We start from the raw sequence: 24,335 nt of genomic DNA, 5'->3' as shown, positions 1-24,335 counted from the left end.
CCATTATAATTATTACCCCTCAACTCATCATTAAAGTAAAACAAATATGCCCTCTTGTTGAGGGCATTTTATTTTAGTATGCTTAAAACACAACTAGTAAAAGGAGTTATGCGTGAAAAAGATTATATTATTTATTGCTCTTTTATATAGTAGTTTTGTTATTGCTAATGAATGTAAAATAGTTTCGCAAGAGTTAAAGTATCAACAATCAAAAGAACTTACCTTTAACAATAGATTATTGAATAAGTTATCCTTTGATGTTCCACCACCCAAGCAAATGCTTTATGGTTCTGATTCCCCTATATTAATCTATGATAAAAATAAATATATTGGCTTTCAATTAATTCCAGAAAGTTTTGGAGATAAAGAAAAAAGAGCGGAACAATTATTTAATAAATGGGAGTTTCCATGCAATACACCAGTTATTGAATTAATAACTAAGGATTATCAAATATTAATCATTGATGATGAGTTTAAAGCAGCTAACAAAATATATAAAAGTGTTTTCTTTATTAATGATAAGAAAGATTATTATTATTTAATAGACTTTACAGGATTTACTGATTCAGAGATAAAACGAATTTTATCCACTATAAAACAGGGAGAGTAAGTATGTCACAATTAGTTGATTTATATACCACTGAAAATATGCATAAAATATTATCTAAGTGGTATGGACAAGCAGCTAAACAATGGAATATAAGCGAAGACCTTGTATTATTAGTTTATCAAATGGTAGCTGATAGCAAATCCTGTACCACAACATTCAATTATGTTCCTAGACCGTCTGGTCCTATAGGGACTGCAAGATCATTAACATCTGTAGCAATTAGTGAAATCAAAAGTGTAATAAAAAACCTTGCAGATGATGAACATGCAATTGCGTGTTTAAAAACTATAGCATGGAAGAAGCGTTCACAGGTTACAATGGCTAGAGATGGTATTTAATCAAGAAGTAAGAAAATAGAATCATTTCCCCTAATAATAAAAAGTATCAGCAAATAATATGAATCCAACCTACACCCTCTCCCAACTCCGCCAAATAGAACAAACTGCCGATAAAGCAGGGATTGATTTAATGCAGCGTGCTGCACGCTCTACTGCTGATTGGGTGAATATCCACTACCCCACTTCTAGCCATATATTAATTGCTGTAGGTACAGGAAATAATGGAGGGGATGCTTTATGGGCGGGGTTAAATTTACACTCGCGAGATTATCAAATTACGCTTTTTATTCCAGAGCAAGTGGCAAGCCCTGCTGCTTTAAAAGCCTTAGCGCTATGCCATATTAATAAGCTACCTGAAATTACTCATTTAGATCAGTTAACAACTCAACCTACACTAATAATAGATGGCTTATTTGGTATTGGTCTTAATCGACCACTGTCTAATAACTGGCAACAGGTTATAAATCAATTAAATGCTTTTAATTTACCCACGTTAGCTTTGGATACTCCATCAGGCCTAGATAGTTATACAGGTACAATTTATGGTGCAGCAATTAAGGCAACAACAACGCTAACTTTTTTAGGTGATAAGCCAGCTTTGCACACAGAGCAAGGAAAAAAACTAGCAGGGGAAGTAATTGTTGATATTTTAGATTTACCGAAAAACATGATTCCCACCTAACTTTCAAATAAAAATAAGGGCAATACTTGTAAAGTATTACCCTTAAGATTAGTACAATAATAAATTAACGATTAAATGTATTTACTAAATCATTATACTTAGCTTGTACATTTTGTACTGTACCCGTAGTGTGTTTAGCGGTACTAGGATTTGATGATCTAACAGGCTTATTATCACGCACACCTCTATAACGTTCTTTGGCCAATTTATTAAAATCTTTTGCCGCACTAATAACTGATCGAAGTTTTGAATCAGTCATCATGCCTAATTTTTTCATAGCGTCTTTATTGTTTGGATCATCATAATAATCTGAAGCGGCATCTACAGTTTTACTATACTGATCAATTAACTCTTTTGCCTGATCTACAGAAAAATTGTCTTGATACAATAAATTAGCTATTTTCTTAGATTGAACCATAATGGATAGTCGATAGTAATTAGCATTCTTACCTTGTTGCTTTTCAATTTCTGCTAATTGTTCAACTTGTCTTTTATCATTTTCTACATCAATCAAAGCAGCAAATGTGTTGGCACTTATTAAATATTGCTTAGCACTGCTAGCAAATGGCGTATGAAGCTCTTTACCTTTTTTAAACTCATCATCTTTATAGTCTTTTTGATCGTAGTAACTATAAAGCTCATCGATTAATTTACCTACAGTTTCTGCATCGTTAGCAAAAGCCACAGCCGCTTTATCTAAATCAGTAACAGGGGCTAATGCAGCCACATCAGTAATTTTGGTTTTACACTCAGTAATACCTTTCAAATCAACACTGTATAACCCATATACATTTCTTTCTTTACCTGTTGGGCCTTGTTCCATATCTTTAACCCAACCAGTATAACGATTAATAGAATTATCTATTCTTCTTGATGAGTTATAGCATTTAATATAAACACCAAGTTTTTTATCTAAATTTTCGGCTGAAGAACCAGATTTTTGTTTAGAAGATGAAGCAGAAGAGGCTGTTGATTTTGTTGCCCCATTAGTGGTTGATGCTTTTTTATCATCTCCACCACCACAACCATAAAGCATTACTGCAACTAAAGCACTACCTATTAATAGATTAGTTTTACTAATTCGTCCCTTGTTCATATTAATTACCTTATTAATTCAACAAATTAAATCCGTTATAAAATATAACAAGTTGTATTTTAGCAGCCTATCAATAATGGTTTAGTGCTGTTAGTCACATTTATGGTTTAATAATTATCCCTCAATTTCTATCAGTAACTCACCTTGGTTAACGGCATCGCCACCCTTAATATAAATGGCTTTAACAACGCCATCGATAGGGGCTTGAATTTCTGTTTCCATTTTCATTGCTTCAGTAATAAAGAGTGCTTGACCTTTTTTAACAGTATCACCCTCTTTTACTAATACATCCACAACCGTACCCGTCATACCAACCGATACATCACCCTCTTTAGAAGCCTGCTTACGACCACCAGAAGCACTCTCACCAGAAACTAATTGCTCAAATACAACCTCTTGCGGAATACCATCTACCGTTAAGTAGAAGTGGCGTTTTCCCTTAGCCTTAGCACTAGCACCCTTAATATCAATGCGGTAACTTTCACCATGTACATCCACCACAAACTCACTTACACCTTCACTAGATACAGCAGCACCTGCACTACCTGCGCTAGGAATAGGCAATAACTCTTCTGGTTTTAAAGTGCCAGCAGCACGTTCTTCTAAATATTTACGACCAATATCAGGGAACATAGCATAAGTTAATACATCTTCTTCAGAAGTAGCTAAATCACCAATTTCAGTTCTTAACTGCTCCATCTCTGGTTCTAAATAATCAGCAGGGCGTGTAGTAATCACAAATGAATTACCAATTGCTTGGAAGCGTAACTCCTCGTTAATTTCTCCTGGTGCTTTACCATAACGACCTTCTAAATAAAGTTTAACTTCATTCGTAATGGTCTTATAACGCTCACCAGAAAGCACATTAAATAACGCCTGAGTACCCACAATTTGTGAAGTTGGCGTTACTAATGGAGGATAACCTAAATCCTTACGCACCCTTGGAATTTCCTCAAATAAATCATTAATACGATTTAAAGCACCTTGCTCACGCATTTGGTTAGCAAGATTAGAAATCATACCGCCAGGCACTTGATTTGCTTGTACACGTGTATCAACCCCAGTAAATGGGCTTTCAAATTGGTGATATTTTTTACGCACTTCGTAGAAATACATACCAATTTCTTGAATTAGTTCCAAGTCTAAACCAGTGTCATAAGGCGTATCACGTAAAGCCGCCACCATTGACTCGGTAGCAGGATGGCTCGTACCCCATGCCATACTAGAAATTGCGGTATCAATATGATCAGCGCCATTCTCAATCGCTTTTAACTGACACATAGTAGATAAACCAGCCGTATCATGGGAATGGATAAACACTGGTAAATCTAAAGCCTCTTTTAATGCTTTGACTAAATCACCTGTCACAAAAGGTGTAAGTAAGCCAGCCATATCTTTAATAGCTATCGACTGCACACCCATATCAGCCATTTGTTTTGCTTGCTCTACAAAAGACTCAATAGTATGCACAGGGCTAGTGGTATAACTAATAGTACCTTGTGCGTGCTTACCTGCTTTATTGACAGCATCAATAGCTGCTTGCAGATTACGCACATCATTCATCGCATCAAAAATACGGAATACATCGATACCATTTTCTGCTGCTTTGGCTACAAAGGCTTGCACCACATCATCACTATAATGACGATAGCCTAATAAATTCTGACCCCGTAGCAACATTTGCAAACGGGTATTAGGTAACGCTTTTCTTAATTGGCGTAAACGCTCCCAAGGGTCTTCTTTTAAAAACCGTACACAAACATCAAAGGTAGCACCACCCCATACTTCTAAAGACCAGTAACCTACTTTATCTAACTTATCACAAATAGGTAACATATCCTCAGTGCGAAAACGAGTTGCTAATAAAGACTGATGGGCATCACGAAGGATAGTATCTGTTATAAGAATTTTTTTAGTCATTTATATCTACCTTGCTGTTATAAACCAGTATAAGCAGCAATAGCTGCAGAGATTGCTATTGCTAATTCTTCAGGTCTGCGTTTACTTGAGTATTCACTCAACTCAGGATGAGAATCAACAAAGCTAGTATTAAAATGGCCTGATCTAAAATCAGGGTGTTTTAAAATTTCTTGGTAATAAGTGGCTGTGGTTTTAACCCCTTGCAAGCGCATATCATCTAAAGCACGTGCGCCCCTATTAACAGCCTCTTCCCAAGTTAACGCCCACACCACTAATTTAAGACACATCGAGTCATAATAAGGTGGCACAGTATAGCCTGTATAAATAGCTGTATCTGTTCTTACACCAGGGCCACCAGGCGCATAATAATGGCTTACTCTACCAAAGGTTGGTAAGAAATTATTTTTCGGGTCTTCCGCATTAATACGGAACTGCAAGGCATAACCTCTAAACTTAACATCTTCCTGCCTAACCGATAAAGGTTCACCAGCAGCAATTCTAATTTGCTCTCTGACAATATCAATACCCGTAATTTCTTCAGTAATAGTATGCTCTACCTGAACACGGGTATTCATTTCCATAAAATAGAAATTGTTATCTGACAGCAAAAACTCCACTGTGCCTGCATTTTCATAGCCTACTGCCTGCGCAGCACGCACCGCTAAGCCACCAATATATTGGCGTTGTGCTTCTAATAACTGAGGGCTAGGCGCTATCTCAATCAACTTCTGATTACGACGTTGAATCGAACAATCGCGCTCATATAAATGAATCACATTGCCATGGCTATCAGCCAAAATTTGTACTTCAATATGACAAGGATTAATAATGCATTTCTCTAAAAACACCTCAGCACTACCAAAGGCTTTCGTAGCTTCAGAAATTACGCGAGAATAATTTTGCTTTAACTCCTCAGGGTTATTACAGCGACGAATACCTCGCCCACCACCACCAGAGGTTGCCTTTAACATAATTGGATAGCCAACCCTTTCAGCTTCCCTTAAAGCCTCATCTACATCCTTAAGATTACCCTCTGTACCAGGGGTACAAGGAACACCAGCTTTAATCATAGCATTACGCGCTTGGGTTTTATCGCCCATTAGCTGAATAACCTCAGGCGAAGGGCCAATAAAACGGATTCCCTTTGCCGCACAGCATCTAGCTAACTCAGGATTTTCTGATAAAAAGCCATACCCTGGGTGTAATGCATCACAACCAGCTTCAACTGCAAGATCAACTAATTTTTGGGGATTTAAATAACCTTCTAAAGGTTCTTCGCCAATATTATAAGCCTCATCAGCACGTTTTACGTGCAATGCATGACGATCAGCCTCACTATAAACAGCTACCGAACCAATGCCCATTTCGGCACAGGCTCTGATAATCCGTACAGCGATCTCTCCCCTATTAGCAATTAGGATTTTTTTTATCACATAGACTCCCATGCACTTATTGTTATAAAAAGATGTAATAATTTAACTGATTAATAAATACAGGTACAATTAAACTTTGTAATAATTACAAGTTTTATAGAGAGAAGTCAGTTTTTATATACATTAACTAATAATTTTAATTATATAAACTAACTGATATAGAGGGAAAAATAAAACCACACAAATACAGAAAATACCTGTGTGGCTTATATTTGAACTTATAATTCTTTAATAGTTAAAACATCATCTTTATTAATAGTGTTGTCTTTACCATCTAATTGTTGGAATCTATAGAAACCTGCATCAGCATCTAATTTTGGTTTGTCAGTTGTTTGAATTTGACGACCGTCTTTTAATGTAATAACAGAGGGTGTTGAACAACCTGCTAAAACACCTAAACTTCCAACTAATAATAAAGCAATTAATGCTTTCAATTTCATAGGTAATACCCCTTTAATAAAAAATATACTTAATCTAACTGCATTTCTTTCGATATACTCCCCATTATAAAGTTCATTCTTTTTAACATCCTCACTACCTTAGTCTATAACATTCACTTTCTATTCTTCGCCAACCAAAATATGATAGGCTAAACACCATTCAATACTAATACACTGGAATAATAACCATGCTAGAACCTTTGATTCTTGACCCACCTGCTCCTGTTGATTCAGCTATTATTTGGCTACATGGCTTAGGCGCCAATAAATATGACTTTCAACCTGTAGCACAAATACTCCAGCAACAACTACTGCGCAATACGCGTTTTATACTGCCACAAGCACCAAGCAGACCTGTAAGTTTAAACATGGGAATGTCCATGCCTTCATGGTATGACATTAGCAACCTAACAATACCCAGAGAAATAAACCTAACAGAGTTAGAAGAATCAGCACAAAGTGTTATAGAACTAATAGAAGCACAACGTAAACAAGGTATAGCACTAAACCGCATTATCCTTGCAGGTTTCTCCCAAGGCGGTGCAGTAGTTATGCATACAGCTTATATTGCCTACCCTGAAAATGTAGGTGGCGTACTGGCGCTTTCCACATATGCCCCTACCTTCACCACAGAAACAACCTTTGCAGAAGGTAAACAAGCGATCCCCTCACTGCACCTACATGGCACAGAAGATAATGTAGTTGATATTAGCCTCGGCAAAGCCGCCTATGACTTCTTACAAAATAATGGTATTAGCGCCTCATGGCACGACTACCCAATGATGCACGAAGTCTGTAATGAAGAAATATCAGATATAGCCAAATGGCTACATGAAAAACTAATTAAATAACACCCCCCACTAAAGCGTTAACAATTTTGCATAACGCTTTAGTGACAGCTAACATACAACCTCTCTAAATACTATTATAAATACTTACTTTATATAACAATGAAACAAAGCAATCCTACAGTTACACGACCTACTAATATTTGTCCTAAAAAATATTGTTACTTCTTTCAAGCATCAAATAGCTACTATGCCTATGGCAAATTGGGGAGTTAATACTTATTGCTAAGTGGTTATTAAACCAATATATAGTGTAAAACTCGCTACTTTTTATTATAATACTGTCGGTGGGCTGTGTATTAAACACCGTAAGGTGTTCCAAATGTGAAAGTATGTGGCGACCAAACTATAGACAGTCCCACCATTTTTTATTGAAAAACACTTAAGAAGAGAAATTAAGAAAGGCTAGATATCTAGCCTTCTTTTGCCATACTTATGATTCTTATTTTAAATTTTATAAATTATAATTCTTAGAAATTTTGTGTATTTTATATAAATAAACTACTACTCCCCCTCTTTAATAACTTCCCATCTTTTTTCTAAACTAAAATATATATATTGACTTACGGTTTTACATACACAATATGAGCAAAGCTAAACATCACTATTTGCTTATGTTGGTATCTTACAATACTAACGCTAGTAATGTAATTACAAAAAGCTTAAATAACTCATAGCACTCATAATAAAAACTCATGTTTGAATTTATTATCAATAAATATATACACTTATAGAAATCAACCAACATAATTACAAACAAAATAAATTACTAAAAATAAAAATATCCGCCAAAATACGAACTAAACAAATCAATAAAATAACTTGCTAGGCTTATAAGGTAAGGCTAAACTAAAAGAGCTATAGCAAAATCTATAGTATGGGCTTGGCGGCCCATTAAACCCAAGGCCGCAACTAGGTTTCTAGTCTGCGGGCGGCATGGCTCTGTCTGAATTTTTATGGCGGGCTGTGTACGGGACTTCCTTCGGGAAGTGCCGATTCCTTGGGTTTTCGGTCCGCCAACCTGTGCACAGTTCCGCCTCCCAACCTCTTAAATCGGGAGGCCAAAACAAGGATACAGGAGTAAAACCGATGACCAGCAAAAACAACCAACCCTATTTTATCGCCCTAAACACCTCTTCACAAAGCAATAGTGAAAGTGTACTTTATTACGATGCCAACGCCTCACTAGATGCCATCTACGAATGCGCAACAGCTAGGTTACACGCGGTAATCAACCTACTAGAAAACCTCTACGAACTAAAAACCCAAGAAAGCACCGTAACCGCCGTTGCCTCTGTAACCTCTCTACTCCTAAACGACGCCACCACCCTGCTAGAATCCCTAGAACCTATCGCTATGGAGCTAAGAAAACAGAAATAAAAAAAGGCTAGCGTTGCTAGCCTTCTTAATCATTAAAAACTAGAATGGTAACTTATTTATCATGTATTAAGTAAAAGGATTTTAATATGCGCTTTATATTATCTATTCCACTAATTGATTCAGAAACCCCACTAGAAATCGATTTAGACTCAGGGAAGATATTATATATCTTGGGAGCAAATGGTACTGGTAAGTCCAGTCTACTATATAAGTTTAATCAAGATCATAAAAACAATGCATATCGTATTTCAGCTATCCGTCGTACATGGCTCAACTCAGAAAATTTAAATCTTTCACCTTCTCAAGTTAAAACCTATAAAAAAGATATAATGGATAGAAGTACATGGGAGGATAGAAGATGGAAAATAGATTTTGACGGAGAGAGGCCGCAATTAGCACTTTATGATCTCGTGGAAGCTGAACATAAATACGATAGAGAAATTAGTAAGGCAGTAAAAGAAAATGACCTAAATAACGCTAAAAAGATTGCAACAAATACTATAAGCAAACTTCAATTAATTAATGATCTATTACAACTATCTAACATTCCTGTAACAATTGATCTGAATGGGAGCAACCTTTTCGCTAGAAAAATTAACCATAATGCTTTATATAGTATTGCTAAACTTTCTGATGGTGAACGTAATGCCATTTTGTTAGCTGCTGAAATATTAACAGCCCCAGAAAATGCCATATTACTTATAGATGAACCTGAACGACACTTACATCGTTCAATTATTACACCTTTGTTAGCAAATTTATTTGAGCAGCGCCCTGATTGTTCATTTGTAATATCTACTCATGATATTACTCTTCCATCAGACAATAAGTTTTCATCTATTCTTTTAATTAGAAATTGTACTTACCAAAAAGAACAAAATAAAGATGTTATAAAATGGCATGCAAATTATATATCCTCAACAATTGAAATAGAAGATACAATAAAACAAGACATCTTAGGAGCAAGAGAAAAAATCATTTTTATTGAAGGTAATAATCAAGAAAGCTTAGATAAACCTCTATACAGTTTAATTTTTCCTAATACTTCAATCATTCCTAAGATATCTTGTATAGATGTTATACATTCTGTAAACGCTATAAGAGACACAGAAGGACTTAATTGGATAAAAGCTTTTGGTATTATAGACCATGATAGAAGGCCGCAGAATGAAATTGAAGAATTCAAAGAAAAGGGAATTTATGCCTTAAATGTACATACTATAGAATCTATTTATTACCACCCTAAACTACAAAAGATAGTTGCTAAATTTCGATCAGAATTAGATAACTCAGATTCGAGTATATCATTAGAAGAGGCAAAAAAACTCACCATTAAAGCAGTCAAAGAAAGTAAGGATTATTTAATCAAAAGAGTTGCTGAGAAAAAAATCAGAAATGAGTTTGAAAAATTAAAACCTACAAAAAAAAATATAGCTTGGGACAAAGAATATGCTACTAAATCAATTGATGTACCTTCCTACTATACTAATGAAGAAAAAATTATAGATGATGCTATTCAACAACAAAATATAGAATTATTAATTACTCAATATCCGTTACGTGAAACAAGAGCATTAGACTTAATCGCATCATCACTAAAATTCAGTAATAGAAAAGATTATGAACAATGCCTGCTTACTTGCCTAACAAAAGATTCTAAGGCTATGGACTTCACGAGAACATTATTTAATACATTATATAATGATATATACCAAGAAAAATAACTTTAATATATGATGAGGGCTATCCCATCCCTCATCATACCAAATAAGCTAACTCCCCATCCGCCAAGTAGTGCCGCCTTTACCATCTTCGATAATTACTCCCATCGTGGTAAGTTCATCACGAATACGGTCGGACTCTGCCCAGTTTTTATTGGCGCGAGCTTCTAGGCGAGCATTAATAAGTGCTTCAATCTTAGCCACATCTACATCGGTATTAGCGGTTGTACCTTGTAAGAAGTCATCGGCTGATAATTGTAATATACCTAGTAAACCAGCTAGTTGTTTTAGTTGCGCAGCTAGACCAGCCGCTGCTTGTAGATCATTATCTTTTAGGCGGTTAATTTCGCGCACCATATCAAACAGTACTGAACAGGCTTCTGGGGTATTAAAGTCGTCATTCATGGCGTTAGTAAAGCGTTCTATATAGGCTTCACCGCCAGCAGGTTGTGCTTCTGGTAAGCCTTTTAGTGCTAAATAGAAACGCTCTAATGCGCCACGGGCTTCTTTTAGGTTATCTTCTGAGTAGTTGATTGGGCTACGGTAATGGCTAGCGACTAGTAGATAGCGCACGACTTCGGCAGGGTATTTTGCTAGCACTTCGCGAATGGTAAAGAAGTTGCCTAGTGATTTAGACATTTTCTCGCCATCTACTCGCACTGCTCCTGCATGCATCCATGTTTCAGCATAGGTTTTACCTGTGGCTGCTTCGCTTTGAGCGATTTCATTTTCATGGTGAGGGAATACTAGATCAGGGCCACCGCCATGTATATCAAAGGTTTCCCCTAGACAGCAGGTAGACATTACTGAACATTCAATATGCCAACCTGGGCGACCTTCTCCCCAAGGGGATGTCCAACTGGGTTCACCTGCTTTAGCGCCTTTCCAAAGTACAAAGTCGACTGGGTCTTGTTTAGCTTCGTCTACTTCTACCCTTGCACCACTGCGTAAATCTTCTACTTTTTTGCGAGAGAGTTTGCCATAGTCTTTAAATTTACCCACACGGTAATAGACATCGCCATTGTTGGCGGCATAGGCGTAATCTTTTTCCACTAAATTGCCAATCATTTTATGCATACCCTCAATATAGTCGGTAGCACGTGGCTCTATATCTGGTGGTAATACACTGAGTTTGGCTTCATCCTCGTGCATGGCATCAATCATACGGGCGGTTAATGCTGTAAAGGGTTCACCATTTTCATGAGCACGGTTGATAATTTTATCGTCAATATCTGTGATATTACGTACATAGGTTACATCATAGCCTAGGTAGCGTAACCAACGGGTGACTACATCAAAGGCTACCATTACTCTTGCATGGCCTATATGGCAGTAGTCATAGACTGTCATACCACATACATACATACGCACTTGGTTATCTTTTAATGGTTTAAAAGGCTGTTTGGTTTTACTAAGTGTATTGTAGATAGAGAGTGCCATTATTGCCCCCATGAATCACGCAGGGTAATAGTACGGTTAAATACTAGACTTTCTGGCTTGCTATCTTTGTTATCTAAACAGAAGTAACCTTCACGTTCAAATTGGAAGCGATCTTCTAAAGTTGCTTGCACTAATGAAGGTTCTGCTCGACAGCCTTTTAACACTACTAAAGAATCTGGGTTGATATTTTCTAAGAAACTACCCTCTTCTTGTTCCGTTTTATTTGGGTTGGCTGTTTTAAAGAGACGATCATATAAACGCACTTCACATTCGATACTTTCTTTAGCAGGCACCCAATGGATAACACCTTTTACCTTACGGCCTTCTGGATTTTTGCCAAGGGTATCTGGATCATAAGTGCAGTGCAGTTCTATTACATTGCCGTTTTGATCTTTAATAGCTTTTTCTGCTTTGATAACATAGCTACCACGTAGTCTTACCTCGCCTTCTGGCACTAGACGTTTGTAACCTTTTGGTGGGTTTTCGTCATAGTCACCTTGGTCGATATAGATTTCACGGGCAAAAGGCAATTGGCGTTTACCTAGTTCTTCTATTTTAGGATGACGCGAAAGCTCTAAGATTTCTTGTTTATCTTCTGGGTAGTTGGTAATTACTACTTTTAGTGGTTTTAGTACACACATAGCACGCGGTGCATTGGCGTCTAAGTCTTCACGAATACAAAACTCTAAAACACCCATATCTACGACTGCATCAGCACGACCTACGCCTATACGCTCACAGAAGTCACGAATTGAAGCAGGGGTATAACCACGACGACGGAAAGCAGAAATAGTAGACATACGTGGGTCGTCCCAACCATCTACATGACCTTCTTCTACTAGCAGTTTAAGCTTACGTTTACTGGTAATAGTGTAGTTTAAATTTAACCGTGCAAACTCATATTGGTGCGGTGTTGCTGGCACGGGTAAGTTTGCTAAAAACCATTCGTACAGCGGACGATGGTCTTCAAACTCTAGGGTACATACTGAATGTGTGATACCTTCAATTGCGTCTGATTGGCCATGAGTAAAGTCATAGCTTGGGTAGATACACCATTTATTACCTGTTTGGTGGTGTTCTGCATGGCGAATACGGTATAGGATTGGATCACGCATATTCATATTGGGTGAGGCCATATCAATTTTAGCTCTTAAGGCTTTTTCACCGTCTTTAAATTCGCCTGCCTTCATTCTGGCAAATAAATCTAAGTTTTCTTCTACACTACGATCACGATAAGGGCTATTTCTACCCGCCTCACGCAATGTACCACGGTATTCACGTGCTTCTTCTGGTGAAAGATCACATACATAGGCTTTGCCTGCTTTGATTAAGTCAATCGCCCATGCATGGAGTTGATCAAAATAATCTGAGGCATAGCGCACTTCACCTGTCCAATGAAAGCCTAACCATTCCACATCGTATTTAATGGCATCAATAAATTCTTGCTCTTCTTTAGTTGGGTTGGTGTCATCAAAACGTAAATGACAATCACCACCAAACTCTTTAGCTAAACCAAAATTTAAGCAAATAGCTTTAGCATGGCCTATATGTAAATAGCCATTAGGCTCTGGCGGAAAACGGGTAATCACTTTCTGGCAACGCCCTGCTTCCAAATCAGCCTTAACTATTTGACGAATAAAATTATTTGCAGATGCTGTTGTTTCTGAATTGCTCATATATTCCTAACCATAGCGATAAAATAAAGGACTGCTAATATGCAGCCATTAAAATTAACTGAACTGTTTATGATACCTAAAGTAACCTATTAAGGGGAGTTTTATTTGTAGGAAATTACTGTCTTTTTTAATTTATAGCGCAGTAGATTATTTATGAATTAAACAGCTATTAGTCTAGTAATTCGTTATTAATAAATCTGTTAGCTAGCTACCTGTTATACCGTTAAATACTAATCTGGCAGAACCAGTAATCACAATATTTAAAAAGCCTAACATTACTGCAAACATTAAAAAATTACTGCCTGGTATTTTTAATACATTCATACAAATTGAGATAGAAACAAGCATTGAGATTAACAGCGCAATAAGTGCGTTGTTGGCAAAAAGAATTAACGAGGTAATTTTTACAAACGTAGTAACAATACTTAATATAAAACACTTTAAGTAATTAGACTCTTCTGCCTCGGCAAATTCAGCAGCCCAATGTAAAGGAAAAATATAGATAACTAAAAAGAAAATAGCTTCTAACACAACATCGTTCCTTAGTTTATCAAGCAAAGTGTTGGTGAATGTAAAAATTTATACAAACACATAATATAGTTACTTTTATATTAAAGTTTTTTTCTTAATTATTACTTAATTTAGTACTTACTAACTATCTTATCTTTTACCTGATAAAGTAACAGAAACTGAATCAGAATAGCGCAGTGCTTGTGGTTTATCCACTTCTACTTCTACATATTGCACTTCTTTATATTCCATTATTAAGTCTACTAGTTCTTGCGTTAGTCGTTCTAATAATGCAAAACGATTATTTTCCACATGATTAATAATTGCTTTAGTAATAGTACGATAATTTAATGCATATTCTATTTCATTTTCTTGTACCGCTGCTTGGGCTGAATAGAAAATGGTGAGGTTAATAATAACATCTTGACGGTTATTGATTTCTTCTTCTTTAATTCCGATAAATGTTCGTAACCGTAGATTTTTAACTCGAATTTTTGCAGTACCCACATCAAGTATTGGCATATAGGCTCCCCTTTGTTCACTAATTATTATTTGCTAGTATAAAAGGCTTTCACTATGATGAACAGCATTCTACTTATAGACTATGTAGTCTATAGCGTAAAACTACTCATGATAGTAAAGTATTTTAAATAATAATAGAGGTTGTTATGAACTCCGCTGCAGTTGTTTTAATCACTAGTAAAGTTACTAAAAGCTTACATGCCAATATTGAAAATAACTATAAAACTTATCATTTATGGGAACAACCCGATCAACAAGCATTTCTCGAACAACATGGACACGAGATTACTGCTGTAGCCACCAGCGCTGTTTATGGAGCCAGCACCACATTAATGAGCGCACTGCCTAACCTTAAGATAGTGGTTAGTTATGGTGTAGGTTACGATGCACTGGATATTAATTACGCTAAACAGCATGGTATTTGTGTAACGAATACCCCTGATGTGCTTAATGATTGTGTTGCTGATACTGCTCTTGCTCTATTACTTGATTGCGCTCGTTATATTAGTTATTCAGATCGTTATATTCGGTCTGGGCAATGGAAAAGCAGGTCTGTAAGGCTTGGCCATAAAATAGGTGATAAAACCTGTGGTATTGTGGGGTTAGGTCGTATTGGTAAAGCCATTGCTAAACGGGCTGAAGCCTTTGATATGAAAATTGCCTATTATGGCCGCCATCAGCAATCTGATGTAAATTACGATTACTATAATGACTTGCAAGCATTAGCTAAAGCCAGCGACTTTTTAGTACTGGCGTTACCTGCTACAAATGAAACCAATCATATTATTAATGAGCAAGTGTTAGCTGCCTTAGGGGCTAAAGGGTTTTTAATTAATATTGCTAGAGGTTCTGTAGTAGATGAGCAAGCATTAGTTAAAGCACTGCAACAAGGTGTTATTGCTGGTGCAGGCTTAGATGTTTTTGAGCATGAGCCTAATACCCCAAAAGAGCTTTGGCAAATGGATAATGTAGTGATGACACCCCATATCGGTAGCTCAACCTATGAAACACGAGAAGCAATGAGTGATTTAGTTTTTGCTAACTTAACAAGTTTTTTAGAGGGTAAAGGCGCTATCACTCCTGTGGTCTAGAGTCAATTATAGCTATTTTCCTATTTTTTAGACGAGGCGAATGACTGAAGACAGTACAAATAGTACGGCTAAGTCATTCAACAAAGTATAAAAACTAGTGGGATAGCTATATTAAATAGGGCGGCGACCTGCTAAGGCGTGAGATAATGTTCCCCCATCTACCAACTCTAATTCACCACCTAGAGGAACACCATGGGCAATACGGGAAACGGTTAAGCCTTTAGGTGCTAATAACTGAGCAATATAATGAGCTGTTGCTTCACCTTCTACTGTTGAGTTAGTGGCTAAAATAATTTCTTCAAACTCAGCATTTTCAATACGTTTCAGTAATTCAGGAATACCTATCGCTTCTGGCCCTAAACCATCTAAGGGTGATAAATGGCCTTTTAAGACAAAATAACGACCTTGATAACCCGTTTGCTCAATAGCAAATACATCCAGCGGCCCTTCAACTATGCATAATAATTTATCATCACGGTTAGGTGAAGCACATTGTGGACAAAGCTCTTCTTCACTTAAGGTATGGCAAAGTTTGCAATAGCCTACTTTATCCATTGCTAGGTTTAATGCATCTGCTAATTTCAAAGCACCTTGTCGATTACGCTCTAACAATTGCAAAGCCATACGTTGCGCACTCTTTTTACCCACACCAGGCAAAATACGCAATGACTCAATAAGCTGATTAATAAGGGGGCTAAAACTCATGATTCTCTTATAACTGAGCTAATAATTATTAGCTCAGCAGTAATAAATAACTAATTAGAAAGGCATTTTAAAGCCTGGTGGTAATTGCATGCCTGCGGTCATACCAGCCATTTGTTGCTGGGTATTTTGCTCTACTTTGCGGACAGCATCATTAATAGCGGCTGCAATTAAATCTTCTAATACTTCTTTTTCTTCTGTCATTAAGCTAGGATCAATGGTCACTCGCTTAACATCATGACGACCTGTCATCACAATAGACACTAAACCAGCACCTGATTGCCCCGTTACTTCAGCATTAGCTAACTCTTCCTGCATCTTCTGCATTTTTTCTTGCATTTCTTGCGCTTGTTTCATTAAAGCGCCCATTCCACCTTTTAACATTGGAGATACTCCTTAATTTATTAATCTTAATTGTGCATTATTATAAGCGGTTATACTGCTTTTATAAATTACTTATCTAGTTACTTTACTTCGTTTTATTACAAAGGCTTAATACTTTCTTCATCCAGTTTTGCTGAGAACTTATCCATTAACTGTTGGAGAATAGGATCTTCTAAAATAGCTCGCTCTGCAGCCTTTTGTAATTCTATTTTTTTACGTTGCTCTCTTTGCGCTGGTGTTTCTTGCGCAGGTTTTTCAATGATAATTTTCAAATTAACGTTATGGCCTAAATAGGTATTAATGGCCTCGCTAATTCTTTTTTTCTGATTATCGCTAAACAATGCTTGCTGTGTAGGATCTAACTGTAGAACCCATTGCTGATTGTCTTTACTGATCAAACTACAGTTTGAAGCAATACTGGCAGTAATACCACTTAATTTAAGCGCAGCAAATAGCTCTATCCACTCAGCAGCTAATCCTGTAGCTGGCGGAGGTAAACTATCTAGTAAATCTATTTTGTCTGCTATGTTTGTTGTTACATCTGACTCAACAAAACCTTGATCTAAAAACGACTGGTACTCATCAATAGACAGATATTCATCTTCACTTTCTGTAGCATTATCTTCTTGCTCATCTATTAGAGAAGGAGCAACTACTTTTGGTTGTGTAGTCTGCTGCTCTACTTCTATCTTCGCGGGCGTTGTTATTGCTGGCTTTTCTAAGAGTGGCTCAGGACTACTAATTATTGGCTGTGGTTTAGTTTCTGCATCAACAGCTACTGGTACTTCCTGTACATCCTTTTTTAACTCAGGTTCTACTGCTTTAGCAACAACTTGCTCCGTTTGCTGAGTGGCTTTAACATTATCTAGTGTTTTTTTTTCTGCTGTTTCAGGTATCTGTTCAGAAACCTGAGCTACTTCAATTTTTTTTAATGGGGTAATTGGAGCGCGCTCCGCATTAGCAGGACGGAATGCTAACATTCTTAGCAATACCATCTCAAAACCTTGCTGACTGCTAGCAGCTAGCGGTAAATCACGACGCCCTACCAAGCCCACTTGATAATAAAACTGTACGTCTTCAGCAGGTAACGCTTGTGCTAACGCTATAATTTGTTCTTTATCGCCTATACTGTCATCAACCGCATCAGGCAATATCTGCGCAATTGCAATGCGATGTAAAACGTTTAATAACTCCGCTAATACATCTATCCAGTCAGGGCTTTGCTCTGCTAATTGCTTAATAATAACTAATAGCTGTTTAGCATCACCTTCTAATAATGCAAATAACAACTCGTACACTTGATTTTGATCGAGAGTACCTAGCATATCCCTTACATCAGCTGTATTTACTTTTTCACCACCAAAAGCAATGGCTTGATCCGTTAAGCTCATTGCGTCACGCATAGAGCCTTGAGCAGACCTACCTAATAACCACAACGCTTCTTTTTCATAAGGTATTTTTTCTGCCTCTAAGACATGTGCAAGGTGTTCCACAATACGATCAGCAGCAATGTTTTTAAGTGCAAACTGCAAGCAACGTGACAAAATAGTTACAGGTAATTTCTGTGGATCAGTGGTTGCTAATAAAAATTTTACATGAGGAGGCGGTTCTTCCAAAGTTTTAAGTAAAGCATTAAAACTATGAGATGATAACATATGCACCTCATCGATTAAGTAAACCTTAAAACGCCCTCTAGTTGGTGCATATTGAATATTTTCTAATAACTCACGGGTATCTTCTACCTTGGTGCGACTTGCTCCATCCACCTCAATTAGGTCAATAAAACGCCCTTCATCAATTTCTACGCAGGTAGCACAAATGCCACAAGGCGTTGAACTTACACCTTGTTCACAATTTAAACACTTGGTAAGGATACGGGAAATAGTGGTTTTACCAACACCCCTAGTACCCGTAAATAAGTAGGCATGGTGTAACCTACCTGTATCTAATGCATTAATCAACGCACGTAATACATGGGTTTGCCCAACCATTTCGTGAAAATTATGCGGCCGCCATTTGCGAGCAAGAACTTGATAACTCATATGGATGATTCTAATAAGTACTCAATAGTAAATAACAATGAATTATAAAGGTATAAGACAATAAGTAGAAAGGATTAATTTCATTACTAAGAAAGTTAAAGCATAAAGAATATACAAACTATTTAATAAAAAAAGCCGAAGACTTTTATATTCTTCGGCTATAAAGCCTTAGTTGGCTTAAAACTCTAAACGATAACCAACCTTAATACTTTTGTTATTAAATTTATTACCTTTGGCATAATCAACTTCTGCATAGACATTATGCTTTTTATTAATTCTTGCATTGATTCCTACACCATTATCCCACCAGCCACCATCAAATTTGTAAGTATCATGAGTAGAGGCAACACCATTAAACGAATAACCAGTTTTACCATCAAACTCTTTTACATAACCCGTTTTGAAATAAACATCAATGGGTGTTTTACCTTCATTAATACTGTAGCCGACAATGGCACTGGCTCGTCCTAAAATAGAATCAAAGTCATCTAATTTAGTTTTTAAACCATTACTAGAATGAATTTTGGTGCTATTTTGATGTGAATAAGTTAATTGTGCCTGAGGTTCAACATACCAACCTACTTTAGCTTGATCAATATAGAAACGTTTGCCTGTTTCAATACCCAAAGTATAACCTCTAGTAGTACCATCACCCTTAACTTGATAACCAACACCTGTCTGTGTATTGAAATCATTTTTCATTACTGTGTATTTAGCTATAGCATCTACATAAAAATCATTTTGGGTTTTATAAGTACCATAAAATCCCACATGATAACTTTTAGTATCGCCATGACCTATATCATAATCAGCTTTTGCTGTGGCTGTACCAACCATAATACCTGCATAAAGATCATCACCATTAATCGTAAAACGTCTATCTAAACCTGCTTGCAGACCATGATAATCCATATCAAAACTGGAGAATTTGCCACTAAATGAACTCATACGTCCAGCAAATCCTCTCATCCAGAAATCCCAATCATTATCTCGTGATTGACGCAATTCTCCCATACGATGTAGTAACGTCTGTGTTTCTGCATAATTTAACAAGTAATTAATATTTAGAATATTAACTGAACGATCTGCTGTATTCGTTAATGTAGTTGGAACTGCGCGTGCAGCTCCTAAATACCAATGGTTTGCATCTTCAGCATAGTTAGTATCCCCTTTACCTAAGTAATATTTATAAGCACCTATATCAACATACTGGCCTGCATTTTTTAATATAAATGTAGCATTACCATCTGTGGTTTCAACCACTTTTAAACGTTCAGTACCATCTACAGTAGCAGAACCATTATAATAATCGGTGACAGTAATAAGATGATTACCAGAAGAAGCACCTGTAACCCTTAATAAATCACCAATATTGTTAGCTCCTAAACCCGTACCAATCACATCAGTACGCATTTGGAAATGCCCATTGCCACTTAAATTATCTGCGGTTAAGACTACCCTATTGCTGGAATCTACGGCTGTAGCTTGATTACCTAAAATAACATTAGCATAATTACTTAATGACAAATCAGTTACTTGTGAATTCTTACTCATTTGCCAAGTGCTATTAGCGCCTGCAATATTAAGGTTTAACACACTACCTGTATCTGTAATTGTAGTATTACCTTCAAAGTAAGAGTTATCAGTCATACGTAAGTCAATTTTACCTTCTCTATCAACTTTCATATCACCAATTACATAGAACTTAGCAGCGGTTTGTGTACTGGTATCTGTATTATAGGAGGAAATAACAGAATCCGCTCCACTGGCATAGATAGAAAGACTATTTTTCGTAGGGTCTACTATAATGGAGGTATCGCCTAGTAAATCAACCTTTCCACCTGCATAGTTTACAACATTGTTGTTATTAGTATTTGTAACTGAACCATCCATAGCTACAATACCATGAGCACTTGTTCCTGTTGTTGTGATAGTAGTACTACCTAACTGTATATGGCCTGTTTTATTAGCATAAACAGCATAGGCATTATTACCCTTAGTAGATATTTGACTATTATTACCAATAGTTACTTTAGCAGTTCCTGATGGATTACCTTCTGTTTCGCGATCTCGATTGCCTGCATAAACAGCGTATCCTGAAGCAGATGAATTATTAGTTCCACTTCCTGCAGTCTGAATAATAGCGTTATCACCTACATTAATTAAGTTATTACCAGATCTTGATAAATTAGCACGAACAGCTACACCAGAATTAGAATAAATCTCGCTATTGTCACCTGTGTTAACTGTCGAGTTACTGGTAATAGTTACATTAATTGCATCACCTGATACACCATTTGCTTTTACAATTAATTTGCCATTAACTGTTAAGCCACCATTACCTTGTGTTCTAATAGCGTCGGTAGCAACCCAACCACTGCTAGTTACAGTTAAATTATTAGCTGTCATTTGTGATGAGGCATAAATACCTACACCTTTGACATCAGGTGAAGTCCCAAAATTTAAACCCGTATTATTAATAACAACATTTGTATAGTTAAGGCGACTGCCATCCCATACTGCATATTGACCACTACAAGTATTAGTGTCGGTCACAGCATTGTATGTACAACTAGCACTATCAGACCAAACCACTGAACTACTTAAGCCAAATGTGAAAAATATATGAGAATATAAAACAACTTTTGAGTACTTCATAATTACTCCTTCTCCTCCTCTCCCTTTACTACATAAAAAGGTCAACGCAATAAGTATCATCCATTAAACTTAAGTAGCGTTTAACTACTTAAAAGGACACTTATATAATACGGTTATAAATTAGTGTTATATTTACCCCTAATCCTATTAGAGCGCCTATAAACACTAGCGTCAATTGACATATTTTGTTAGTTTTTACCCAAAAAAAGATTTATCAGACAATACTTTTCACTCAAGAAAATGTGTTATTTTTAGTATATTTTTAACTTTCTGATTCTACTTGTATTTATTCACTAAATTTGATTTTCCTTAGCAAAAATTCAATAGCCATTACAAACATATAAAAGAAAAAATTAAGGGTATCAAATATCATTTTTGTGATGTAGCTCACACTAAGTAATTAATAAGCAAACTATTTTTATAATTTTCCTACATATCTATATAAACAAAAAACACATCAAACCCTTTAATAACTATCCAGCTTTTTGATTTTTATGTGTATGATGTGCCCCTGTTATGAAAATTATTGATTTGTAGAGAGTCACTAACCATGAATACACATTACCCAACTATTGCTGATGTAATTGGCAACACGCCTTTAGTGAGATTACAACGGCTAGCAGGTAATACTAGCAATACCATTTTAGTCAAATTAGAAGGCAATAATCCTGCTGGTTCTGTAAAAGATCGGCCTGCACTATCTATGATTAACCTAGCCGAACAACGTGGCGCGATTAAACAAGGGGACACATTAATTGAAGCTACCTCTGGTAATACAGGCATTGCATTGGCTATGGCAGCCGCAATTAAAGGCTATAAAATGGTGCTTATTATGCCTGATAATATGAGTGCTGAGCGCAAAGCAGCGATGACGGCTTATGGTGCTGAGTTAGTAACCGTTACAAAAGAGATCGGCATGGAAGGTGCTAGAGATTTAGCATTAGAAATGCAAGCCAAAGGTGAAGGTATTGTACTTAATCAGTTTGCCAATACTGATAACCCACAAGCTCATTATGTAGGTACTGGCCCAGAAATCTGGCAACAAACGCAAGGTAAGATTACTCATTTTGTTAGTGCTATGGGTACAACAGGTACTATTATGGGCGTTTCTCGTTATCTTAAAGAGCAAAACCCTGCTGTTCAAATCGTTGGTTTACAACCTAAAGAAGGCGCTTCTATTCCTGGTATTCGTCGCTGGAACCCTGAATATTTACCCAAAATATTTGAAGCCAATCGTGTAGACCGTATTATTGATATGGAACAACGAGAAGCAGAAGACACTATGCGTCGTTTAGCACGTGAGGAAGGCATTTTTTGTGGTGTATCATCAGGTGGAGCTGTTGCAGGTGCATTGCGCTTAGCTAAAGAAGTGGAAAATGCAACTATTGTTGCTATAATCTGTGATCGTGGTGATCGCTACCTATCAACAGGTATTTATGACGAACCTCAAGCATGAGTAAACAAAACCAAGGTTTGCGCTTTCAAAGCAACCGTAAACCAAGCAATAGTAAGACTATTCCTGTAGGTAAAAAACAAACCTTAACCATTGACCGACTCTCTCATGATGGGCGGGGTATTACTACCTTGCACAATAAAACATGGTTTGTAGCAGGTGCCCTACCCTCTGAACAAGTGAATGTAAGGGTAGTTTCAAGCCAAAGCAAATGGGTAAATGCTAAATGTGAGCAAGTAATTACCCTTTCAGCTATACGTCAAACTCCCCCATGCCAATATGCAGGAATTTGTGGAGGTTGTGAGTTACAACATATTTCCTACGAACAACAAATACAGTTCAAACAAAATACTGTTATTGAGCAATTGCAACGAATAGCGAATATTACATTACAAGATTGGCAAGCACCTTTAATTAATAAACCTTTTGCTTATCGTCGTCGAGCGCGCATTGCCACTCGCTTTAACGAACAAACTAAACAATTAGAAATAGGCTTTAGGGCGGCTTTTAGTCAACAAATCGTTGCTATTAACAATTGTCTGGTATTAACTGAATCGCTTAACCAGTTATTACAACAATTACCTGATTGTTTAACGCAACTAACAGCACCTCGTCATATTGGCCATATAGAATTATTTTCTGGCAATCAGTATGCTCTACTGGTTCGCCATACAGCACCACTAACTGATAAAGATATTAATACGCTACATACTTTTTGCCAAACCCAACAATGCCAATTATGGTTGCAGGGTAAAGCTTTCCCTATGCCTTACCAAACTGATTTATCTTTAAGCTACCACTTAATAGCTAATCAACAGTCCCTTAAACTAAACTATCGTATGGGAGACTTTATACAGGTAAATGCTGAAATTAATCAGGCCATGGTGCAACAAGCATTAGATTGGCTACAAATACAAGCTAACGAATCAGTATTAGATCTTTTTTGTGGATTGGGTAACTTCACCCTTCCATTAGCAAAACAAGCTAAGCAGGTAATTGCTGTTGAAGCTGTTGAAGGAATGGTAGATTTAGCTAAAGAAAATGCCAAACAAAACAATATCGACAATGCCTTATTCTATAAAGCTGATCTTACACAACCTATTGCTGGCCAAATATGGGCTCAAGAGAAGTTTGCTGCTGTATTATTAGATCCACCCAGAGATGGAGCAATGGAAATAATAAAACAGATGAAAAAATTAGATACAAATCGTTTACTCTATGTTTCTTGTAATCCAGCCACCTTAGCAAGGGACGCCAAACTATTGATAGAACAAGGTTATCAAATTAAAAAAGCAGGTATAATAGATATGTTTCCACAAACCTCACATTGTGAAGTCATGGTATTGTTTGAGCGATAATAGCAATCTTAGTACAATAGTAAATTACGCA

21 protein-coding genes are annotated in these 24,335 nt (G+C 36.7%); 9 read left to right on the top strand and 12 right to left on the bottom strand.

Annotated elements, in window-relative coordinates:
• Nucleotides 1-112 precede the first annotated feature (112 nt).
• Genes JHT90_RS03345 through JHT90_RS03335 form a run of 3 tightly spaced genes read left to right on the top strand, consistent with a single transcriptional unit; the run spans nucleotide 113 to nucleotide 1,630 of the window.
• The gene (locus JHT90_RS03345) at nucleotides 113-610 is read left to right on the top strand and encodes a hypothetical protein (RefSeq protein WP_201094068.1); all 498 of its coding nucleotides are present in this window, start codon (nucleotides 113-115) and stop codon (nucleotides 608-610) included.
• 2 nt (nucleotides 611-612) lie between these two features.
• Entirely contained in the window at nucleotides 613-948 is a 336-nt protein-coding gene (locus JHT90_RS03340; protein ID WP_201094066.1) for a hypothetical protein, read from the top strand.
• A 58-nt stretch (nucleotides 949-1,006) separates the two neighbouring features.
• The gene (locus JHT90_RS03335) at nucleotides 1,007-1,630 is read left to right on the top strand and encodes an NAD(P)H-hydrate epimerase (protein ID WP_201094057.1); all 624 of its coding nucleotides are present in this window, start codon (nucleotides 1,007-1,009) and stop codon (nucleotides 1,628-1,630) included.
• A gap of 64 nt (nucleotides 1,631-1,694) precedes the next feature.
• On the opposite strand, the gene JHT90_RS03330 is transcribed toward JHT90_RS03335, so the two are convergent.
• The 4 genes from JHT90_RS03330 to JHT90_RS03315 form a co-directional block, all read right to left on the bottom strand.
• Complete coding sequence (locus JHT90_RS03330) at nucleotides 1,695-2,726, bottom strand: YiiG family protein (RefSeq protein ID WP_201094055.1); 1,032 nt, start codon at nucleotides 2,724-2,726, stop codon at nucleotides 1,695-1,697.
• A 114-nt stretch (nucleotides 2,727-2,840) separates the two neighbouring features.
• Nucleotides 2,841-4,646 (bottom strand): sodium-extruding oxaloacetate decarboxylase subunit alpha, encoded by a 1,806-nt coding sequence (oadA, locus tag JHT90_RS03325; RefSeq protein ID WP_201094053.1) that lies wholly within the window; start codon nucleotides 4,644-4,646, stop codon nucleotides 2,841-2,843.
• Nucleotides 4,647-4,663: 17 nt separating this feature from the next.
• Nucleotides 4,664-6,079 carry an acetyl-CoA carboxylase biotin carboxylase subunit gene (locus JHT90_RS03320; RefSeq protein ID WP_201094051.1) on the bottom strand — a complete coding sequence of 472 codons (1,416 nt, stop codon included), beginning with the start codon at nucleotides 6,077-6,079 and terminating at the stop codon, nucleotides 4,664-4,666.
• A gap of 218 nt (nucleotides 6,080-6,297) precedes the next feature.
• A complete protein-coding gene (locus JHT90_RS03315) occupies nucleotides 6,298-6,519 on the bottom strand; it encodes a YgdI/YgdR family lipoprotein (protein WP_201094050.1) in 222 nt (73 codons plus the stop codon).
• Nucleotides 6,520-6,707: 188 nt separating this feature from the next.
• Between JHT90_RS03315 and JHT90_RS03310 the strand changes: the two genes are divergently transcribed.
• The 3 genes from JHT90_RS03310 to JHT90_RS03300 all read left to right on the top strand — a co-directional run bounded on the left by JHT90_RS03310 (nucleotide 6,708) and on the right by JHT90_RS03300 (nucleotide 10,471).
• Nucleotides 6,708-7,370, top strand: a complete 663-nt coding sequence (locus JHT90_RS03310; RefSeq protein WP_201094049.1) for an alpha/beta hydrolase — start codon at nucleotides 6,708-6,710, stop codon at nucleotides 7,368-7,370.
• Between the two features lie 1,086 nt (nucleotides 7,371-8,456).
• The gene (locus JHT90_RS03305; protein ID WP_201094048.1) at nucleotides 8,457-8,747 is read left to right on the top strand and encodes a hypothetical protein; all 291 of its coding nucleotides are present in this window, start codon (nucleotides 8,457-8,459) and stop codon (nucleotides 8,745-8,747) included.
• Between the two features lie 86 nt (nucleotides 8,748-8,833).
• On the top strand, nucleotides 8,834-10,471 hold the full coding sequence (locus JHT90_RS03300) for an AAA family ATPase (protein WP_201094043.1): 1,638 nt from the start codon (nucleotides 8,834-8,836) through the stop codon (nucleotides 10,469-10,471).
• 48 nt (nucleotides 10,472-10,519) lie between these two features.
• Here JHT90_RS03300 and cysS read toward each other — a convergent pair whose 3' ends face one another.
• The 4 genes from cysS to folX form a co-directional block, all read right to left on the bottom strand.
• Entirely contained in the window at nucleotides 10,520-11,908 is a 1,389-nt protein-coding gene (gene cysS, locus JHT90_RS03295; RefSeq protein WP_201094041.1) for a cysteine--tRNA ligase, read from the bottom strand.
• Nucleotides 11,908-13,584: a glutamine--tRNA ligase/YqeY domain fusion protein gene (locus JHT90_RS03290; protein ID WP_201094039.1), complete on the bottom strand. Its 1,677-nt coding sequence runs from the start codon at nucleotides 13,582-13,584 to the stop codon at nucleotides 11,908-11,910. The genes cysS and JHT90_RS03290 overlap by 1 nt, the downstream gene beginning before the upstream one ends.
• 204 nt (nucleotides 13,585-13,788) lie before the next feature.
• Entirely contained in the window at nucleotides 13,789-14,115 is a 327-nt protein-coding gene (locus tag JHT90_RS03285; protein ID WP_201094037.1) for a hypothetical protein, read from the bottom strand.
• Nucleotides 14,116-14,244: 129 nt separating this feature from the next.
• On the bottom strand, nucleotides 14,245-14,616 hold the full coding sequence (folX, locus tag JHT90_RS03280) for a dihydroneopterin triphosphate 2'-epimerase (RefSeq protein ID WP_201094035.1): 372 nt from the start codon (nucleotides 14,614-14,616) through the stop codon (nucleotides 14,245-14,247).
• A 146-nt stretch (nucleotides 14,617-14,762) separates the two neighbouring features.
• Between folX and JHT90_RS03275 the strand changes: the two genes are divergently transcribed.
• Nucleotides 14,763-15,707: a 2-hydroxyacid dehydrogenase gene (locus JHT90_RS03275; protein ID WP_201094033.1), complete on the top strand. Its 945-nt coding sequence runs from the start codon at nucleotides 14,763-14,765 to the stop codon at nucleotides 15,705-15,707.
• 111 nt (nucleotides 15,708-15,818) lie between these two features.
• Here JHT90_RS03275 and recR read toward each other — a convergent pair whose 3' ends face one another.
• The 4 genes from recR to JHT90_RS03255 all read right to left on the bottom strand — a co-directional run bounded on the left by recR (nucleotide 15,819) and on the right by JHT90_RS03255 (nucleotide 21,493).
• Nucleotides 15,819-16,412 carry a recombination mediator RecR gene (gene recR, locus JHT90_RS03270; protein WP_201094031.1) on the bottom strand — a complete coding sequence of 198 codons (594 nt, stop codon included), beginning with the start codon at nucleotides 16,410-16,412 and terminating at the stop codon, nucleotides 15,819-15,821.
• A gap of 54 nt (nucleotides 16,413-16,466) precedes the next feature.
• Nucleotides 16,467-16,793, bottom strand: coding sequence for a YbaB/EbfC family nucleoid-associated protein (locus JHT90_RS03265; protein WP_201094029.1), 327 nt, complete (start codon nucleotides 16,791-16,793; stop codon nucleotides 16,467-16,469).
• A gap of 98 nt (nucleotides 16,794-16,891) precedes the next feature.
• Nucleotides 16,892-18,835, bottom strand: a complete 1,944-nt coding sequence (gene dnaX / locus JHT90_RS03260; RefSeq protein WP_201094027.1) for a DNA polymerase III subunit gamma/tau — start codon at nucleotides 18,833-18,835, stop codon at nucleotides 16,892-16,894.
• A 177-nt stretch (nucleotides 18,836-19,012) separates the two neighbouring features.
• The gene (locus JHT90_RS03255) at nucleotides 19,013-21,493 is read right to left on the bottom strand and encodes an autotransporter outer membrane beta-barrel domain-containing protein (RefSeq protein WP_201094025.1); all 2,481 of its coding nucleotides are present in this window, start codon (nucleotides 21,491-21,493) and stop codon (nucleotides 19,013-19,015) included.
• Nucleotides 21,494-22,043: 550 nt separating this feature from the next.
• Between JHT90_RS03255 and cysM the strand changes: the two genes are divergently transcribed.
• Both cysM and rlmD read left to right on the top strand, forming a co-directional pair.
• Nucleotides 22,044-22,949, top strand: a complete 906-nt coding sequence (gene cysM / locus JHT90_RS03250; protein ID WP_201094023.1) for a cysteine synthase CysM — start codon at nucleotides 22,044-22,046, stop codon at nucleotides 22,947-22,949.
• Nucleotides 22,946-24,304 carry a 23S rRNA (uracil(1939)-C(5))-methyltransferase RlmD gene (gene rlmD / locus JHT90_RS03245; RefSeq protein ID WP_201094021.1) on the top strand — a complete coding sequence of 453 codons (1,359 nt, stop codon included), beginning with the start codon at nucleotides 22,946-22,948 and terminating at the stop codon, nucleotides 24,302-24,304. The genes cysM and rlmD overlap by 4 nt, the downstream gene beginning before the upstream one ends.
• Nucleotides 24,305-24,335: the final 31 nt, after the last annotated feature.

This window comes from Entomomonas asaccharolytica (assembly GCF_016653615.1).
Taxonomy (GTDB): domain Bacteria; phylum Pseudomonadota; class Gammaproteobacteria; order Pseudomonadales; family Pseudomonadaceae; genus Entomomonas; species Entomomonas asaccharolytica.
Note: the sequence above shows the minus strand (reverse complement) of the source record. Positions and strands in the feature narration are given on the sequence as shown.

Coding starts and splice junctions, on each gene's coding strand:
- oadA (WP_201094053.1), bottom strand. CDS start 4,646: ATGACTAAAAAAATTCTTATAACAGATACTATCCTTCGTGATGCCCAT.
- JHT90_RS03290 (WP_201094039.1), bottom strand. CDS start 13,584: ATGAGCAATTCAGAAACAACAGCATCTGCAAATAATTTTATTCGTCAA.
- JHT90_RS03275 (WP_201094033.1), top strand. CDS start 14,763: ATGAACTCCGCTGCAGTTGTTTTAATCACTAGTAAAGTTACTAAAAGC.
- JHT90_RS03300 (WP_201094043.1), top strand. CDS start 8,834: ATGCGCTTTATATTATCTATTCCACTAATTGATTCAGAAACCCCACTA.
- JHT90_RS03305 (WP_201094048.1), top strand. CDS start 8,457: ATGACCAGCAAAAACAACCAACCCTATTTTATCGCCCTAAACACCTCT.
- rlmD (WP_201094021.1), top strand. CDS start 22,946: ATGAGTAAACAAAACCAAGGTTTGCGCTTTCAAAGCAACCGTAAACCA.
- folX (WP_201094035.1), bottom strand. CDS start 14,616: ATGCCAATACTTGATGTGGGTACTGCAAAAATTCGAGTTAAAAATCTA.
- JHT90_RS03335 (WP_201094057.1), top strand. CDS start 1,007: ATGAATCCAACCTACACCCTCTCCCAACTCCGCCAAATAGAACAAACT.
- JHT90_RS03255 (WP_201094025.1), bottom strand. CDS start 21,493: ATGAAGTACTCAAAAGTTGTTTTATATTCTCATATATTTTTCACATTT.
- JHT90_RS03330 (WP_201094055.1), bottom strand. CDS start 2,726: ATGAACAAGGGACGAATTAGTAAAACTAATCTATTAATAGGTAGTGCT.
- cysS (WP_201094041.1), bottom strand. CDS start 11,908: ATGGCACTCTCTATCTACAATACACTTAGTAAAACCAAACAGCCTTTT.
- JHT90_RS03310 (WP_201094049.1), top strand. CDS start 6,708: ATGCTAGAACCTTTGATTCTTGACCCACCTGCTCCTGTTGATTCAGCT.
- JHT90_RS03315 (WP_201094050.1), bottom strand. CDS start 6,519: ATGAAATTGAAAGCATTAATTGCTTTATTATTAGTTGGAAGTTTAGGT.
- recR (WP_201094031.1), bottom strand. CDS start 16,412: ATGAGTTTTAGCCCCCTTATTAATCAGCTTATTGAGTCATTGCGTATT.
- JHT90_RS03340 (WP_201094066.1), top strand. CDS start 613: ATGTCACAATTAGTTGATTTATATACCACTGAAAATATGCATAAAATA.
- JHT90_RS03265 (WP_201094029.1), bottom strand. CDS start 16,793: ATGTTAAAAGGTGGAATGGGCGCTTTAATGAAACAAGCGCAAGAAATG.
- cysM (WP_201094023.1), top strand. CDS start 22,044: ATGAATACACATTACCCAACTATTGCTGATGTAATTGGCAACACGCCT.
- dnaX (WP_201094027.1), bottom strand. CDS start 18,835: ATGAGTTATCAAGTTCTTGCTCGCAAATGGCGGCCGCATAATTTTCAC.